The 16,022-nt window shown below is 34.0% G+C and carries 14 protein-coding genes and 1 pseudogene; 6 read left to right on the top strand and 9 right to left on the bottom strand.

Annotation, left to right across the window (positions count from 1 at the left end; all coding sequences use genetic code 11):
• Window positions 1-9 precede the first annotated feature (9 nt).
• Together Q5N69_RS06920 and Q5N69_RS06915 are read left to right on the top strand one after the other, a co-directional pair.
• A complete protein-coding gene (locus tag Q5N69_RS06920; RefSeq protein ID WP_304368131.1) occupies window positions 10-261 on the top strand; it encodes a hypothetical protein in 252 nt (83 codons plus the stop codon).
• Between the two features lie 324 nt (window positions 262-585).
• A complete protein-coding gene (locus tag Q5N69_RS06915) occupies window positions 586-1,506 on the top strand; it encodes a hypothetical protein (protein ID WP_304368130.1) in 921 nt (306 codons plus the stop codon).
• Between the two features lie 119 nt (window positions 1,507-1,625).
• On the opposite strand, the gene bcp is transcribed toward Q5N69_RS06915, so the two are convergent.
• Complete coding sequence (bcp, locus tag Q5N69_RS06910; RefSeq protein WP_304368129.1) at window positions 1,626-2,093, bottom strand: thioredoxin-dependent thiol peroxidase; 468 nt, start codon at window positions 2,091-2,093, stop codon at window positions 1,626-1,628.
• Window positions 2,094-2,149: 56 nt separating this feature from the next.
• Window positions 2,150-2,692 carry a glycine cleavage system protein R gene (locus Q5N69_RS06905; protein WP_304368128.1) on the bottom strand — a complete coding sequence of 181 codons (543 nt, stop codon included), beginning with the start codon at window positions 2,690-2,692 and terminating at the stop codon, window positions 2,150-2,152.
• 565 nt (window positions 2,693-3,257) lie between these two features.
• Between Q5N69_RS06905 and bamC the strand changes: the two genes are divergently transcribed.
• Complete coding sequence (gene bamC / locus Q5N69_RS06900) at window positions 3,258-4,346, top strand: outer membrane protein assembly factor BamC (protein ID WP_304368127.1); 1,089 nt, start codon at window positions 3,258-3,260, stop codon at window positions 4,344-4,346.
• A gap of 168 nt (window positions 4,347-4,514) precedes the next feature.
• On the opposite strand, the gene Q5N69_RS06895 is transcribed toward bamC, so the two are convergent.
• From Q5N69_RS06895 to Q5N69_RS06880, 4 genes are read right to left on the bottom strand one after another with little or no spacing between them, the layout of a single operon-like run.
• On the bottom strand, window positions 4,515-4,718 hold the full coding sequence (locus Q5N69_RS06895; RefSeq protein ID WP_304368126.1) for a hypothetical protein: 204 nt from the start codon (window positions 4,716-4,718) through the stop codon (window positions 4,515-4,517).
• Window position 4,719: 1 nt separating this feature from the next.
• Complete coding sequence (locus Q5N69_RS06890) at window positions 4,720-5,400, bottom strand: M15 family metallopeptidase (protein ID WP_304368125.1); 681 nt, start codon at window positions 5,398-5,400, stop codon at window positions 4,720-4,722.
• A 5-nt stretch (window positions 5,401-5,405) separates the two neighbouring features.
• On the bottom strand, window positions 5,406-6,545 hold the full coding sequence (gene dapE / locus Q5N69_RS06885; RefSeq protein WP_304368124.1) for a succinyl-diaminopimelate desuccinylase: 1,140 nt from the start codon (window positions 6,543-6,545) through the stop codon (window positions 5,406-5,408).
• Window positions 6,542-6,886 carry an ArsC family reductase gene (locus tag Q5N69_RS06880; RefSeq protein WP_304368123.1) on the bottom strand — a complete coding sequence of 115 codons (345 nt, stop codon included), beginning with the start codon at window positions 6,884-6,886 and terminating at the stop codon, window positions 6,542-6,544. The genes dapE and Q5N69_RS06880 overlap by 4 nt, the downstream gene beginning before the upstream one ends.
• 717 nt (window positions 6,887-7,603) lie before the next feature.
• Between Q5N69_RS06880 and Q5N69_RS06875 the strand changes: the two genes are divergently transcribed.
• Window positions 7,604-9,013, top strand: a complete 1,410-nt coding sequence (locus Q5N69_RS06875) for a TonB-dependent receptor (protein WP_304368122.1) — start codon at window positions 7,604-7,606, stop codon at window positions 9,011-9,013.
• Between the two features lie 154 nt (window positions 9,014-9,167).
• Here Q5N69_RS06875 and Q5N69_RS06870 read toward each other — a convergent pair whose 3' ends face one another.
• Window positions 9,168-10,802 carry a methyl-accepting chemotaxis protein gene (locus tag Q5N69_RS06870; protein WP_304368121.1) on the bottom strand — a complete coding sequence of 545 codons (1,635 nt, stop codon included), beginning with the start codon at window positions 10,800-10,802 and terminating at the stop codon, window positions 9,168-9,170.
• Between the two features lie 199 nt (window positions 10,803-11,001).
• Window positions 11,002-11,868, bottom strand: a pseudogene (locus Q5N69_RS06865) (NAD(P)-dependent oxidoreductase); the annotation flags it as partial.
• Between the two features lie 197 nt (window positions 11,869-12,065).
• Between Q5N69_RS06865 and Q5N69_RS06860 the strand changes: the two are divergent.
• Both Q5N69_RS06860 and Q5N69_RS06855 read left to right on the top strand, forming a co-directional pair.
• A complete protein-coding gene (locus Q5N69_RS06860) occupies window positions 12,066-13,508 on the top strand; it encodes a PLP-dependent aminotransferase family protein (RefSeq protein ID WP_304368120.1) in 1,443 nt (480 codons plus the stop codon).
• A gap of 112 nt (window positions 13,509-13,620) precedes the next feature.
• Window positions 13,621-14,454: a M48 family metallopeptidase gene (locus tag Q5N69_RS06855; protein WP_304368119.1), complete on the top strand. Its 834-nt coding sequence runs from the start codon at window positions 13,621-13,623 to the stop codon at window positions 14,452-14,454.
• 96 nt (window positions 14,455-14,550) lie between these two features.
• Here Q5N69_RS06855 and Q5N69_RS06850 read toward each other — a convergent pair whose 3' ends face one another.
• Window positions 14,551-15,879, bottom strand: coding sequence for a Na+/H+ antiporter NhaC family protein (locus Q5N69_RS06850; protein WP_304368118.1), 1,329 nt, complete (start codon window positions 15,877-15,879; stop codon window positions 14,551-14,553).
• Window positions 15,880-16,022: the final 143 nt, after the last annotated feature.

Here is a 16,022-nt window from a genome sequence, read left to right as displayed (position 1 = left end):
AGGGTGTTTATGCATTCCGATCAATTAATAAAATCGTTATCAAAAACAGGTGCTGAAGATCTAGCGTCTTCATTGCAATGGATTAATCCTCTTCCAGATGATGCAGCTGAGTTATTAAAGAAAATAAACATAGCATTAGGTATTGTGAAATTTTCACAGTCTAGACGAGCGGAGGAGAAAGGCTCTAAATCCTCTAATACTCATCTAGATGCTTTAACACGTTTGAAAACTGAAATAGAAAGTATTTTAGGTAAAAATTAAGGTATGGGTTTTGTCATAAGGTAGTTAAACTGAATGCTGTTTTAGCTACTTTATTCAACCAAAATATCTAAATAATAAACAAAGTCGGCTCAACATATCTTCATACTTAGCTATTTTAAATATCATACTGTTAATAAATACTTCTAATTCCTAATCCTTTAGCTCAAGCTTTTTTATGTCTTCGTTCGTAAGGCTAAATACCTTATTTCAATTGTTTTTATCGAATGTGATAGAAATGTTATAAATTTAGGATAATTAACCTCCTTTATTATTGATGATTCTCGTATATTATTTGTAATACTGTTTTTATTCTTGGATCAAATAATGCGTGTTCTTTTATTTTATGTTTTAACTTTCTATACAAGTTTCTCGAATGCTACTTCCATTGACTGGAAGGTTAATTCGATACGATTTACTTTTTCAAAGCCACAAACCTTTCATTCACTTATTTACTCACAGTCCGATCCAACTAGAGAGAAAGTGAATTTTGAATTAGAACCTGTTAACAACGAAAGATTCGGCGTTTTTGTTGACTTAAACGGTATTGAAATTGGATATGCAACAGACTTTATTAACGATAGAACTCAAACTGAAACGGAAGATTTTCTATTTTCATATAAAGGCTTTAAGAACTCTAAAATCACCTTAAACTACCAAACACTTGAAGGTTTTAACACGAATGCACTCAATCTTTTGAATGAGTCGCAGCGTGAGACTCGTTTTTCTTCTAATATAGAATCAACTAAATTTGAGTTATTTGGTGTACACGATTTATATACATTTTTTGGTGAGTCACTCTTTGACCATTTCTTTTTAAATCGTCCTAAATTGAGCCAATCGACTGAATTTGGTCTGAGTTTAATTAGTAGTTGGTCATATAAAAATTTGTTGTTAGAAAGTGATGAAAATTTAATTTTTCAGCCAGACTATTTAGATAATATAGGAACAGTAAAGAAAATTAGAGCTGAATCATTAGATTTTTCTATTGGGCCACTTTTATCTGTAAATTTAAAAAATAATATACATATGTTTGCTGAAGCTAAATTTGGTAAAGGCTACTTTCGCAATTTAGAAGAAAATGAACAACTCAAACGTTCAGGAAATGAAGATGTTTATTCCCTTGGTGGAGGCATTTCTTGGACAATGAAATCTAAGAAAACTGTATTTCTTTTAAGAGGCTGGCAAAAGAAAGGAAGGCATGTAGAAACTTTCTTTGGTGATCTTTCTGCTGTTCATTACTTTTAGCTAAAGGCTTAAGCAATAAATACATAAAGAAATTGGCATTAAAAAAGCAGCCTTTATTTGGATATAGGCTGCTTTGACGTATTTACGCATGTTTTCAATAAACTCAAAAGGATGATGAACTAGCCTTTAAGCACTTCAAGAACAACTTCGTGATGGTTTTTGGTTTTAAACTTATTAAATACATAGCTTATGTTGCCATCTAAGCCAACTAAAAAGCTTAAACGATGAATACCGTCATATTCTTTGCCCATAAATTTCTTTAGCCCCCAAACCCCAAAGTCGTCAGCAACTTTATGTTCTGGATCTGAAAGTAGTGTGAAGTTTAATTCATCACGAACACAGAACTTGGCTAAACGTTTAGGTTCATCAGGGCTTATACCAAAAACTACAGTGTTTAAAGCTTCAAGGTCTGCTTTACTGTCTCTCAAGCCTTGCGCTTGAACCGTGCAACCCGGTGTCATAGCTTTAGGGTAAAAATAAACGAGAACTTGTTTTTTACCTATGTAAGAAGCTAAAGATACTTCTTTTTCGTTTTCATCCAGTAAAGTAAAAAGTGGTGCTTTATCACCTACAGTAAGTGTGTTCATAATAAACCTTATATACAGTTAAAATGTAAAACGTGTCACGCTTATTTACATCTAAATTAAGAAGAAAAATATTTTAGTAGATTTTGGTTTGCTGGTTTAATACAGCCTTGCACGCCTATTTGAGCACATAACTCGATAAAATCACTTTCAATTGTGTCGATACTAGTATCTTCGGTTAAGGCGATTAAGATAGTTGCATTAGTGGTATTATCTTTTGGATTGATTTTAGATTTTAAAGAAGAAATATCGATTTTACGTGCTGTTAGGAATGCTGTAATTGATTTAAGTATACCTGGTTGATCTATGCCAGCGTATTCAACTTCGTAATGATGAGTAAAATCTAGCGACTTATAACCTGAAGTACGCTTCATCATAGTGATTAACTCTAATTTTTGAGACACGATAGGAAATTTTGACTCAATTAAGTTAATCGACTTAGCACTGCCTTCAAGCAGCATGATTAACGTAAATTCTTCACCAAAAATAGCCATTCTACTGTCAATAATATTACAGCCACATTTGCTCGCTAGTTTTATGATTTCGCTAACGCTACCTGTACGATCTGAGCCCATAGCGTTTAGCACTAAATATTGAGACATTAATGAAGTAACCTTTTAATATTTGATGGTTTAATCGTTTTTCAGGAGGCTATTGTATCTCATATTATTTTTATTAAACACTAGGGAGGATACATTAAAGGGAGGTTTTTTCGTCTATTAGTTTTATATTTATTCAGTTAGTGCTTGATGAATTATCATTTATATAATTATAGGGCTTTTTGTAAGATAAATAAGCTAACAATTATACTTTTGTTATTTCTAACTAAATAGACCGAATTATGTACTTTAACAGCAATTATATGTGAAAAAGTGACAACTCCGTGAGAATATTTAACATTTATTAATATGGTTTCTTGTGTTTGTAAAAACAGGCAAGTACCATGTTGTATTATTTTGGCGGCTAGTAGTAGATTGAGTTTTGTTTGAACTTAATTCTTTATTTGTTATCAAAGCCATAGTTCAAAAAATTAATTATTAAATAATAAGTCAGTTTAAATAAATGCTTACTTAACTTACTTATCAACATGTATTTCTCATCGGTTAACATCATATTATCTAATTAGCCGTGATAGAAAAGATTCAGATGGTATCCGCAGGAGTTTTAATGAATCGTAAATTATTTTGTTTATCGCTATTAAGTTTAACTATAACAGCGTGTAGTAATGACATTAGCAGGACCCAAGCTGAAGGGAATTTTGATTACGCCACCAGAGACGAAGCTAAACCTTTAACAACGCCTGCTGGCTTAGTTGAACCTAGACAAAAGCATGAATTTTTTATTCCTCAAGTTCCAGATACTAATTCACCTGTTGGTGAAGAAATGGATATTAGAGCTCCTTCTTTAGTTATACCTATGGCTGCTTCTTCAAGAATTGAAGGTAATGAAGGAAACCCTCAAGTTTGGTTTGACCAAGTTATTGATGATCAAGTTCTATTAGACTTCATAAGAGATGCCGTTAAATCTCAACTCAAAACTGATGGTGTAGGACTGAAGCCTGTTGATGATAACAACCTTGTATTTGAGTCTGATTGGTACGTGAAAGAAAAAGAGGGTGGTTATTGGTTCTTTAAAAGTGTTGTAGAAACTGAATCTAAACGTTTTAGATACACACTTGAAGAGAAGTCACACGGTAGAAGTGTGGCAATTAGTGTTGAATTAATTGATTACAAGAAAACTGATTTATTAAACTCTACCACTGATATTAATTCAATTGAAAAGCATCGCGCAGAAATGGCGATGTTAAACACCTTGATTGGTGAAGTTGATTACCAATACCGTATTTATTCTCATAAATTACTGCAAACTAAAGCGAAGCAAATTGATGCTTCTTTAACTACTAATGGCGATAACGAACCTGCTATTTTAGTTAATATGGATTTAGATTCTGTGTGGACTAATGTTCCAACTTTCTTCAGAGAAAATCATTTTGAAGTAACAGATTTAAATGAAAGTAAAAATATTTACTTCACAACTTATAAACGTCCTGAACCTAGTTTCTGGGATAATTTGTGGAGTGATGAAGAAGCAACACTTAACATTCCTGATGGTAAGTACAAGTTCTTATTTAAAGAGTCTGAAGAGAAAACGATAGTAACGATATTAGACGAAGATGGTGAGGCACTAACATCAGATACTTTAGATATTATCCTACCTGCTATTAAAACAGGCTTATCTTTTGATAGTTTATTCTAAAGATTAATATAAAAGTTAGGTTAATTATGTATGTAAAGCTCTACCTCGGTAGAGCTTTTTTGTTTCTTGTGTTTACTCGTGTAAATTAACCTTAACTCGGCTTAAATTGAATAATGATAGGAAGAAATAGTTATAAATATAGGTGCTAAAAATAAAATAAAGAAGAGCTTATTTTTTATAAGGTGAGCTAGGTTTGTTTTCAACAGTTTGTAATTTATGTTCTGTTTTATTATTACGCGGTAACGTTTCTTTTAAATCGTTTAAGCCTTTTTTGCGTAAAGGTGTTTTCGCATTTTTTTGTAAGGTACTTAAGTTACCGATATAAAACAACACCACACCGATAATTACGATAGGAATAAGCCATTCACCCATTTTACGTTCCTTTATTTATGTTTTGTACATACTGCGAAAAGATATTCGGTAATTTACTTAAAATTGCCTGTTTACCTAGTATATCTGCTTGTGTGATGGTTTGCGCTAATGTTTCTACTGAAATATCACATAAACAAGATTGCGCTATAGGTGCAAAGGATAAGTGCCAAGGTTCTATTGCGACGCCACCTCGATCTTTATCATATGGATGAAAAAAACCAAATGATGCAGCATCTTTTTCTAACCATAGGCTGAGCTGTTCAAATGGTCCACCTTGTTGGTATTCCCAAGGCTCTAATTGAAGTTTTTTATCGTTAGCTAATAAGTTATCAGCGTAAATATCTATATCGCTACCCCAATGGTGCCGGCTGGTTCCTGGCAATGCGGAATAGGTTAATATAGCATCAACTTTTTCATCATCAGACAGTTCACTTAAATTAACCACTTCATTGTTTATATTTTTAGTAGCAAGTTCTCCATTAAACTTTCTATTCCAAATGGATAATTGCCTGTCAAAGCTGCGATAACCACTGGCAATTTTTAACTCGAAACCTTTTGTTAACGCAGCATCACTTAATGACTGCCACGCTAATTTCATTTCTTTATGAATACCAATGCGATCTGAAAGCCAAGTGATATGTGAATCACTCAGCCCGCAAAGTTGTTGGTGATCAAGTGACATACTGTTTATTTACCTAAAACATTGACTAGTGTTTGATAATAAATATCAACTAGGTTGTTTAAGTCATCACACGAAACACTTTCATTAACCTGATGTATTGTTGCGTTACATGGCCCTAACTCTATAACTTTAGCGCCTGTAGGTGCAATAAATCGTCCATCAGATGTACCACCAGCAGTCGATAGTTCAGTAGGTTTACCCATAGTACTTTCAATTGCATCTGTAACAGCATCTAACCATGGACCTGGCTCTGTGATGAAAGGTTTACCGTTAAAAGTCCAGTCAATCGTGTATTCAAAGTCATATTTATCAAGTATCGAATGAACCTTATCTACAATCTTTTGGTCGGTTAGCTCAGTACTGTAACGTAAGTTGAATAATGCGGTAATATGGCCTGGAACTACGTTAGTAGCACCTGTGCCTGAATTGATGTTTGAAATTTGAAAGCTTGTAGCAGGGAAGAAGTCGTTACCATTATCCCACTCGCATTGGCTCAGTTCAGCTAAAGCTGGCATAGCACTATGAATTGGGTTTTTTACATGTTCAGGGTAAGCCACGTGACCTTGTTTACCATGAATTGTTAATTCACCAGATATAGAGCCTCTTCGGCCATTTTTAATAATATCGCCTACGAGATCGGTACTTGATGGTTCACCAACAATACAATAAGTGATTTTTTCATCTCGTGCTTCTAAAGTATCGATAACACGTGTTGTACCATTAATAAATGGGCCTTCTTCATCACTGGTAATAAGGTAAGTAATTGAACCTTTGTGATTTGGATAGTCAGCTACAAATCTTTCTGTTGCTATGATCATGGCAGCTAAACTACCTTTCATATCAGCAGCACCACGACCATATAACATTCCGTCTATAATGGTTGGTTCATAAGGGGGGGTATCCCATAAGTCTAAATTACCAGCAGGAACAACGTCGGTATGACCAGCAAAACAAAATACAGGATCTTGTGTACCTTTTCTTGACCACAAATTTGTCGTGTCTTCAAAAACCATTGTTTCGTTATTAAAGCCTAAAGCGCCTAAACGGCTAGATATCAAATCTTGGCAACCAGCATCTTCAGGTGTTACTGATTTTCTTGAAATAAGGTCTTTAGTTAGTTCAATAACGGGTGTGCTATTACTCATAATAAGTTTTCCTGATATAAATCGTCTTTAAAGCCAACACACGTTACGTCATTTCTGATCAGTATAGGGCGCTTTAATAATGTAGGTTGTTCTAATACTGCTTTAAACATAACGTCATCAGTTAAGTTGTCTTTTATTTCAGCAGGTAAGTTTCTAAATGTGGTACTGCGTTTGTTTAGTAATACATTCCAATCACTGCGCTCTACAAAAGAAGAAAGTAACTCTGGTGTTAAACCATCTACTCTAAAATCATGAAATGTAAATTCTATATTGTTTTTTTCTAACCATTTAAGTGATTTTTTTACCGTATCACAGTTTTTTATGCCGTAGATGGTTGTCATCATTAACCCTTGCTTTGTATTTTAAAATTTAAATGAAGTTATTAACTCTTTATTTAATAAAATTATTTTAGCATTAAAGCTTTATCAAAGGGTAGAGCACTAATGTGTTAAGAAGGATCTAAAAGATATAAAGGGATCGGTTTTGTGTATAAAATTAAGGAATTTACTGGTGAAATGATCCTGTTATTCATTAATATAGCAATGATATCCACAAAACCTGTGGATATCATTGTTAGCAAGTCTTTATATTGCTAATAACCTGCTGTTTTTAATTGATTTAACCTAGTTGTGTTGTTTTTGAACGGTTATTTTTTTGTTGTTTTTATCCACAGATTTTGTATTCATTATCTTCTAAATTTAAGGTGACTTAATTAAATTGTGGATGAAATGACTTTATTTATTGTAAATGTGTATAAATCTACATTTGTTTACCTTAAATTTTATTGATATTCAGATCGAATTAGATAAATTTTGGATCCTTTTAGCTCTTTTTTTATCTACAATAAATTGTAATTTTATCGTTATTTTACCTGATAAATCTTTTATTCTGTTTTTATAGTGCAAAAGGAAAATAATATTTAATAACAAAGTACTAAGAAGTCGTTATAATATATATAATTGATAAAAACTATATCCTTACATGTTGTTTATTTTTTAACTTAATTTAGTTTAATTGAATAAGCTATTGTGAACCTATTGATGAAGTTTGGAGAACTCATGGACAAAAAAGTTAGCTCGCGCAGTACTATCAACAAAGCCTTACGTCTTAATCTTGATGAAAAGAAATACGGTACTATTGTAGAAATAGGTGCTGGACAAGAAGTTGCTAGGCAATTCTTTTTAGCAGGAGCAGCTGCAGGTACTATCGCTAAAACGATGTCTGCTTATGATATGAAGTTTTCGGATGCTATATATGGTGTACAAGAAGATAGACGTTATGTAAGTAAAGCTCGTGTAAAAGCAATGATGACTCAAGAGTTTGATTTGGTTGTTGATCGAGTTGGTGATATTCGTTCTAAATCATCTCGTTATTTTTCATATGCAGCAACGGTAGCAGCAAAAAGTTTTAATCGTAAAAACGAATGTCATGCTTGGTGTGGTGTTCGAGTTCAAATGTACCCAGGTGCAGAGCCGTCAAATATCACCATTCATGTTCGTATGCATGATGAAAATGCTGAACTACAGCAGGCAGCGTTGGGAGACTTAGGTGTAAATCTAATTTATGCCGCTTATTATTATTTTGAAAATCCTAAAAACATTATCGATTCGTTAACAGATAATATTGGCAAAGATCGTATAGAAATTGATGCCATTGAGTTTGAAGGGCCATATTTTGAAGATATAGATAACCGTGCTATTAATCTTCACTTAATTCGTAGTTGGAAAACACGTGCCATTATGTTCAAGCCTGATGGTTCAGTAACTGTTCCTGCAGATATGTTGTACAAAAAGAATGTATTAACTATTCGTGGGTCGTTTAAGCCTGTTACTAAATTAAATGTCGACATGATCGAGCAAGGTAAAAACTCTTTTAATGCACTTAATAATTTAGATGGAAAAACTACAATAGCTATTGCTGAAATATCGTTAAATGATCCATATGGTAATGATGCTAAGGTCCCAGAGGCTGATATTATTGCCCGAGTTAGATTACTTAACTCATTAGGTTATAGCGTAATGATTTCAGATTATACACGTTACTTTTCTTTACGTGCCTACTTCCGTCAATACACACAATTACAAATTGGTATTGTGGTAGGTATGATGAATATGCGACAAATATTTGATGAGCAATATTACCGTGGGGTTGAAGGTGGAATACTTGAAGCTTTTGGTAAGCTATTTCCAGATAACACGCGCATGTTTGTTTACCCTGAGCTTGACGAAGCAGGTGAGTTAACTGACTTCTCTAAAGTGAGAGTGCCAGATCACTTACGTTATTTATATAAACATTTATTAGAGAATAACTTTATTTCTGGTATCGAATGTAGCGATACTGATTTATGTCGCATTTATTCTAGAGAAGTATTAAAACAATTAATGGCTGGAACACCAGGATGGGAAAGTTCCGTTCCTGAAGCTGCTGTTGAAGAGATTAAAGCTAACAAATTGTTTGGTTGCAAATAGGTAGGTTTATCTTACTACCTCTGTAATCAGGTTTGTAGCTTGTTATTATAAAAATGCTCAACTACCAAGTAGTTGAGCATTTTTTTATATCTTTATTTATTGTTACTTTTACGATTCTCATGAAAAAGTAGTATTAATTACCTTAATGAAAACTCTATTTCACTTTAAAAGAACTTAGCTTCTGTAATAAATTCTCTCCCATGTCATTTAATTCAGACGAACGTTGTGCGGCTGAATCTGTTCCTTCAAGAGATTCGTGTGATAAGTTTGAAATACGTTGCACACTTTCATTAATTTCATTGGCAGATAATGATTGTTCTTCAGCTGCAGTGGCTATTTGCATATTCATGTCGTTAATTCGTTGGATAACTTCTGAAATTTTATCCAACGAATCATTAGCTTGGTTAACATGAGTGGTTGTTTCAATAGCTTTTGTTGCACTTGATTCTATAACGGATACAGCTGAACTACTGCCTTGTTGAAGTTTATAAATCATTTTTTGTATTTCTTCCGTAGATTGTCCTGTTCTGCTTGCTAATGTTCTTACTTCATCTGCAACCACAGCAAAACCTCTACCATGTTCACCGGCTCTTGCTGCTTCTATCGCGGCATTAAGTGCAAGCAAATTAGTTTGGTCGGCTATACTTCTTATAACATCAAGCACTGTTCCTATGTTTTCTGTTTCATCAGCAAGGGTTTTAATGACTTCAGAAGCTTCTTGTACATTCACAGATAACGCTTCAATTTCTTTTACAGTATTAATTACTATATTCTGGCCTTCATCGACTAACGCTTTACCTTGATTTGTTTCATGTGCTGCTGATTCAGCATTTTTAGCTATTTCGTTGATGGTCGCTTGCATCTCCTGCATTGAATTTTCTAATTGTCCTGTTTGATCATTTTGCTGCTCAGCTAAGTACTTAGCTTTTTGATTTAGGTTATCTAATGACTTTGCATTATCCTTAACTTGTGTAGCACTTGAGTCTACGTCAATCACTAAGCGTGATATTTTTTCAGAATACTTATTAAAGCCACGCGTTAAACTGGTTAGTTCGTCATTTCCTTTAACTTGTAAACGCTTGGTTAAATCACCTTCACCTTCACTAATGTCAGTGATCATATCAACGGTTTCATTAAGAGGTCTAAGGATAGAGCGTTGAATAAACACAGTGAAAATAATAAAAATAATAAATGCAATAGCACCAATACTTGAGGTGAGTATTGCCATAGACGCAAATTCAGCATCTACATCATCAAGATAAATGCCTGAACCTACAATCCAGCCCCATTCATTAAAACCTTTAACATAACTTATTTTAGCTACGGGTATTTCGCCTGCTTGCTTAGCCCAGTAATATGGAACAAAACCTTCTTTTTGTTTTTTCACGATATCAACCATTTCTTGAAACAGTTTTAAACCGTTTGGGTCTTTAAATTCAGACAGATCCTTGCCGATTAATGCTGGTTTGATGGGATGCATTACCATGGTTGCAGAGTAATCATTAATCCAATAGTAATTGGTTTTATCGTAGCGAAGTGCATTGATGGCATTTTTAGCTGATTTTTGTGCTTGCTCTGTGCTTATACCTTCGACTTTTATTCGATTAAAATTATGGTGAATAATTTCGTAGGCGACTTCAACTAAGTTTTGAGTTTTTTCGTATTTTTGTTGTAAGAGTGATGTTTTAAATGCATTTAAAGTAAGCAGTATTGAAATGAAGAACGATATAAATACAATCACTAAATTTAGCTGTAAACGACGTTTAATTTTTATGTTTCTGATGTTCATATCAAGCCCCAATTATTTAGAACAGCTTTTTAGCTGATTACATGTAAATATAAGTCATGAAATGTGTTTTAGCCATTTTATAGGACGTTTGACAAAGAGAAGTCTTTAACTTTATATATTGAATATATAAAGTTAAAGAAGCAGTTAACCTCAACAAGGATTAACTGCTTAAATTAGTACTAGGACAGATTGTTAGTTTTTACGAAATATCTTTGATGAGTACAGAGGTATCACAGCGATTAAAACCTTGTTTTTGTAAACGTTCATAAGAAGCATCTACCATTTTAGCTACGGGTAAATTTACACTTAATTTTTCAGCTTGCTCTAAACATATGGCTAAATCTTTTCTCATCCAATCTATAGCAAAGCCAAAATCAAACTCATCTGCAGCCATAGTATGAGCTCGTTGTTCTAATTGCCAAGATTGTGCTGCGCCGTGCTTAAGCACATCTCTGACTGTAACTAAATCTAAACCTGATTTCTTTGCTAAGGTTAATCCTTCACTCAAGCCTTGTAATATACCTGCAATACATAATTGATTGACCATTTTACAGGTTTGTCCTGAGCCAACGTTACCTAATAGGGTAACTTGTTTAGCGTAGATATTAAGTGTACTTTCAATCTGTTGAAATTTTTCTTCATTACCACCAACCATTATGGTTAATGCACCGTTTTTTGCCCCAATTTCGCCACCAGACACTGGCGCATCTAAAAATACATTACTTTGTTTGAGACAAGCTTCAGATATTTCTTTGGCAACTTCAGCTGATGTGGTTGTATGATCAACTAAAATAGCACCAGACTCTAATCCGGCTAATATTCCATTTTCACTCAAACAAACATCGCGTAAATCATTGTCGTTACCAACACAGCACATAACTAATTTTGCACCTTTTACTGCATCTTTAAGTGAAGATGCAGTAGTACCGTTATATTCGTTTTTCCACGCTAGAGCTTTTGCTTGTGTTCTATTATAAACGGTAACCTGTAAGCCATTTTTTTGTAAATGACCTGCCATATAATATCCCATAGTACCTAAACCAATAAATGCTACTTTCATTGAATTCTCTCCGTTAAAAAACTTATTAAAGCAATAGAATTATTTAACCAGTAAGTACTTAAATATGCGATGAGTTTTGTGTTATTTCATCACTTTTGAATAAACAATCGTTAAAACAGTAAATATTATACCGCTTCAAGTAGTACAATGGGGTGATTGTACTACTTGAGTTATTGGTATTCTTTATTTACTAAGGGGAAGGGATGATTGAATCGTTGAAATGGTTAGAAGGCTTTGATCATAAAAAAACTAACTTTAGTCTACATCAAGCGCTTCTTTTACAAATTAGCTCGGCTATCGAGCAAGGTGAATTAAAGGCGGGTGAAAAACTTCCTACTCATAGACAACTTGCTTCACTATTAGGTATTGCTGTAGCTACCGTAACTAAAGTGTATAAAGAAGCTGAACGAAAAGGTTTAATTATTGGAAAAGTTGGTAAAGGGAGCTTTATATCATCTTGTCCTATATTGCCTCATGCTATTAAAGCGAATGATCTTAAAAGTATTAACCTTTCTATTATTAAGCCACAAGTTAATATATCCAATAAACAACTTACCGATCAGATAAAGCAATTGAGTGAACAATCTCAGTTATCAGACTTAATGGATTACAACATGGCTGGTGGCAGTTTAACTGACCATCAAGCAGCGATTCATTGGCTTAGTACTCAAAGCGTTTTGCTCGAGGGTAAGAAGGTTTCAATATGCAGTGGAGCACAGCACGGTTTGATGGTACTCATTAATACTTTAACTGAGTATGGTGACTGTATTGCTGTTGAAGAGTTTTGTTATCCAGGGATCATTTCTTTAGCTGAACAATTTGGCAGAAAACTTATTCCTGTGGCTATGGATGATGAAGGAATGAATCCTAAATCATTAGAAAATGCGATTGCACAGTATGATATTAGATTAATTATTGTTGTTGCTTCTCATCAAAACCCAACAGCATCTGTCATGTCTATTAAACGTAGAAAGGCTATTGCTGACATAGTGATTAAACACGACATTTGGCTGGTTGATGATGATGTGTATGGTTTTTTGAGTCCTGAGTTACCAGCCATGTCTAACCTTGCACCAGTACATGGTTTTTATTTAAGCAGTTTATCTAAATGTATATTTCCTGGGTTACGTGTTGGTTTTATTGTGTTCCCTGAGGCTTTTAAACAGCGAATTGAAGCAACGATACGAAATACAATATGGATGCCAGTGCCACTTACTCTAGCGATAGCAGCTAAACTTATATTTTCAGGACAGGCATTAGCTATTCAACATCAGCAAAGAGATATCGCTTGTAAACGGCAAGTCATTGCTCGACATATATTTAATGATGATGAATTATTGGTAAACATAAGCTCGCAAATGAATAGCTTCCATCTGTGGTTAATTTTACCTGAATATTGGAGAAGTGAAGACTTCAGTAAAGTTTTAGAAGAAAGGGGGGTACTAGTTTCAAATGCTGATTATTTTAAAGTTAAAAGTACAGCAATTAACTCTAAAGCGACTAAAGTTCTTAATAGTTTTACACCTCACTCCGCTGTAAGAATTTCATTAATGGCAGCCAAATCAGAAGATGAGTTAAAATTCGCATTACACCTAATTAAAAAGCTTTTAAAAGAGAGAGCTAAAAATTTACCAAACATTCGTTAAGAGCGATTACTTGTTCTTTAAAAATTTAATATTCGATTGAAAGGTCGATCTCACATCAAAATTTGAATATTATAAACATATCTTCAATTAAATTATTGAATTAGGAATTTTCATGAAAAAATTATTACTGGGTGCTGTTGTCGCTCAATTGTTACTAAGTGCTTGTAGTACATCTTCTTCAGGAAGAAACCAGATTATGCTTTATTCAAATACAGAATTAAGCAAAATGGGAGCAACATCTTTCGAACAAATGAAAGCAGAAATTAAAATTAGTAAAGACCCTGCTACAAATCAATTTGTACAATGTGTTGCTGATGCCATTACCGTGAATGTTCCTAAATCAGCTCATGATGGTGATTGGGAAGTTGTTGTGTTCGATTCTCCACAAATAAACGCTTTTGCTTTACCTGGCGGTAAAATAGGTGTTTATACTGGTATTTTAAATGTTACTGAAAACCAAGATCAACTCGCAGCCATTATGGGGCACGAAGTAGGGCATGTTATTGAACATCACTCTAACGAGCGTTTGTCTTCTAATCAAGTGGCTCAAGGTGGCTTAGCATTAGCAGGTGTGGCGCTTGCTATTCAACAAAATGAAAATCAAGCACTTTGGATGGCTGGATTAGGCTTAGGCGTTCAATATGGTATTTTAATGCCATATGGAAGAACCCATGAAAGTGAGGCTGATATTGTAGGGCAAGACTTAATGGCTAAATCAGGCTTTGAACCGAGTGCTAGTATTCGACTTTGGGAAAATATGGCAAAAAATTCAACCTCATCTCAGCCTGAATTTTTGTCAACACATCCATCTAATGAAACGCGTATAAAACAGTTAACAGATCATTTGGCGGAATCTAAAAAACTGATGGTAGGCACTAAAGCTCCGTCTTGTGTAAAGCCAAGTTATATTCCAATTTCTGAAGTGGCTGAAGCAGCGAAAAGTTAAGATTACATATAATATTTTTAGACACAAAAAAGGCGTAAAACTTAAGGTTTTACGCCTTTTTATTATGCTAAATGATTTTATTTTACCGAGATCTAATTATTTAGTCGCTCGCCAGAATGCATAACCACCGACAAAAAATAATACCATAGGATAGAAAGAGCTAAGCACTACTTCAACCGGTGATATTTTCAGTGTAGCGCCTAATAATAAAGCTTGAGCGCCATAAGGCAAAAGACCTTGGCTGATACAAGCATATATATCTAAAATACTGGCTGAATGAGCTGGTGGTAAATCACCATCAGTAGCCAAGTTTTTAGCGGCTTCCCCTGTTACTATAATAGAAACCGTATTATTTGCAGTGAAGAAGTTACAAGCAAAAGCTAAACCAGCAATACCTATACCCGCTGAACGTTTTTTATTATTAGGACAAAGCTTATTCGCTAATGATTTTACGCCAGAAGTTAATGCAGCTAGCCCACCTTGTTGTTTAATTAATTCACTTAAACCACCAATAAACAAAGCTAATATCATGGTGTCTTGCATACCTGAAAAGCCAGCATTTATGTCATTAACCCAACTCGATATCTGGTAGTCATTACTTAGCATTCCAATAATAGCCGCTAAAATAATCCCTACTATTAATACAATAAATACATTAACACCAGATAAAGCTAAAACTAGAATGACCATGTAAGGTATAAGACCAATTAAAGAAATATCTTTAGCTTGTTCAAATGGAATATCTTCGCCAATAACAAAAAATATCACTAAACAAATTAGTGCAGCAGGGATAGCGAACTTAAAGTTAACCTTAAACTTATCGTTCATCTTTGCACCTTGGCTTCGGGTAGAGGCGATTGTGGTGTCAGAAATAAAAGATAAATTATCACCAAATATAGCACCAGAAATAATACAACCAGCAACTATACCCGCGTCTAAATTAGCAGTTTCAATAAAACCTAATGCAATTGGAGCAATCGCTGCGATGGTGCCCATTGATGTACCCATTGCAGTAGATAAAAATGCAGCAACAATAAATAAGCCAGGTAAGAGAAGATAATCAGGGAATACTGATAAGCCAAGCTGCACACTTGCATCAACACTACCTGTCGATTTAGCCACTGTGGCAAAAGCTCCAGCTAACAAGTAAATAACGCACATGGTAATGATATTGTTATGACCTGCACCATCAATAAACTGGTTAATTTGAGTGTTTATCGAGGCTTTACCCAGAAATATTGCAAATAAAATGGCAGGAATTATCGCAATACTGGCAGGCAGTTGGTAAAAAGCAAAGTCAACACCATTTAAAGTGAGAACAATTCCAGTCCCTAAAAATAATCCTAAAAATACGCCAAAGGGTAATAAACTAATTAAGCTTTTTTCTTCAGATGTTCGTGCATGTGAATTGGTGTTTGAAGTCATAATCTAATCTAATAAGAGTGCAGATTGGTATTATTAACTTTATTGTTCAAAGGCTCAAGTGTTAGGAAATGTATTCAAGCTTATATTCTCTCTATATTCAGCTTATGCTTATCTGATTTTTAAATAACGCAGAATTTTTAGAT

The sequence above is a fragment of the Pseudocolwellia sp. AS88 genome (assembly GCF_030551755.1).
In the GTDB taxonomy this organism is placed as follows: domain Bacteria; phylum Pseudomonadota; class Gammaproteobacteria; order Enterobacterales; family Alteromonadaceae; genus Pseudocolwellia.
Note: the sequence above shows the minus strand (reverse complement) of the source record. Positions and strands in the feature narration are given on the sequence as shown.